This window comes from Frankia sp. R82 (assembly GCF_023716925.1).
GTDB lineage: Bacteria > Actinomycetota > Actinomycetes > Frankiales > Frankiaceae > Frankia.
On record NZ_JAMQQG010000143.1, the window covers coordinates 1 to 1,764 of the forward strand.

The window sequence follows — 1,764 nt, forward strand, 5'->3', positions numbered from 1 at the left end:
GCCGCCGGGCCGTGTCGGTCCACGCCCGCCAGGACGGCGGACCGTGGGGCGTCCACGCGAGTGGGTCGGTCGGCCCGGGCAGCGCGACGGCCGGCGAGCCGCTGCGCGTCTGGCCGCCGCGGGACGCGACCGAGATGGAAGTGTCGGGCGCCTACGACCAGCTGGCCGCCGCCGGCTACCGCTACGGGCCGGCGTTCCAGGGCTTGCGGCGGGCGTGGCGCCGCGGCGACGAGGTGTTCGCCGAGATCGCCCTCCCCGAGGCGGCCCGCCAGGCCGGCGGCGCGTATCTGACGCACCCGGCGCTGCTCGACGCCGCGCTGCACGCGGTCATGCTGGACGCGCTCGACGCGACCGAGCCGAGCCTGCCGTTCGCGTGGACCGGAGTGCGGGTGCACCGCCGCGGGGACACCGACCTGCGGGTGCGGTTCGCTCCCGTGGGACCCGCCGCGGTGTCGGTCACCCTTGCCGACAGCGCGGGCAACCCGGTGGCGTCGGCGGACCGCCTTGAATGGCGCCCGGTGGCCGCGGCGGCCCTCGGCTCCGCGCGGCGCGACTCCCTCTACCGCCTGCAGTGGACCGAGCTGTCCGTCGGCCCAGCCGAGGACGCCCCGGCGGGCTGGGCCGACACGGTCCGGGTGGTCGAGCTGCCGTCGCCGAGCGCGCCGGACGTCGTGACGGCGACCCACGAGGCCACCGCCCGCGCGCTGGCGCTGGCCCATGACTGGTTGGACTCCGGCGACGAGCGCACACTGGTGGTGCTCACCGAGAACGCCGTCCCGACGGCGGCGGGCGAGGCCAACGACCTGCCGCTCGCGGCGGCGCTAGGCCTGCTTCGCACAGTCGCGACGGAGAACCCCGGCCGCGTCGCCCTCGTCGACCTGGATGGTTCCCCGGGCGCGCGCCGCCTGCTGGCCGCCGTCGCCGCCGCGGGGGAGCCGCAGGCGGTAGTGCGCGACGGCCGGGTCCTCGCCCCGCGACTTGTCCGCCTGGAGACCGCCGACGCGGACGGCGTCCGTTTCGATCCCGCCGGCACGGTCCTGCTGACGGGCGGCACCGGCGGGCTTGGCGCCGCGCTGGCGAAGCGGCTGGTGCGCCACCACGGGGTCCGCCGACTGCTGCTGACCAGCCGGCGCGGGCCCACGGCCGAGGGCGCCGACGCGCTGCTGGCCGAGCTGGCCGAGCTCGGTGCCACGGCGAGCGTCGCGGCCTGCGACGTCGCCGACCGGGACGAGCTGGCGGCGCTGCTGGCGGCCATCCCGGCCGAGTGGCCGCTGCGATCGGTCGTCCACCTCGCCGGGGTGAGCGATGACGGGCTGATCGGCTCGCTGTCCGCCGAGCGGGTGAGTGCCGTGCTGCGTCCCAAGGTCGACGCGGTCTGGAACCTGCACGAGCTGACCAGAGACACCGAGCTGTCGGCGTTCGTGCTGTTCTCCTCGGCCGCCTCGGTCTTCGGCGCCCCGGGCCAGGGCAACTACGCCGCGGCGAACGCCTTCCTCGACGCGATGGTCCACCATCGGCGGACCAGAGGGCAGACCGCGACCACGCTGTCGTGGGGCCTGTGGGAGGGCGCGGGCGGGATCACCGGCCACCTGACCGCCCTCGACCTGCGACGCATGGCCCGCTCCGGCGTCGCCGCGATCCCGGTCGCCGAGGGCCTGGACCTGTTCGACGCCGCGCTGGCCCAGCCCCGGGCCTGGGTGCTGCCGCTGAAGCTCGACCGGGCCGCGCTGCCCGCCCCCGACCTCGCCGCCGCGACCTCGGGCC

The 1,764-nt window shown here is 77.3% G+C and carries 1 protein-coding gene; it reads left to right on the top strand.

Annotation, left to right across the window (positions count from 1 at the left end; genetic code table 11):
* The coding region (locus ND747_RS16225) for an SDR family oxidoreductase (RefSeq protein WP_251734450.1) at positions 1 to 1,764 on the top strand (1,764 nt) is incomplete at both ends.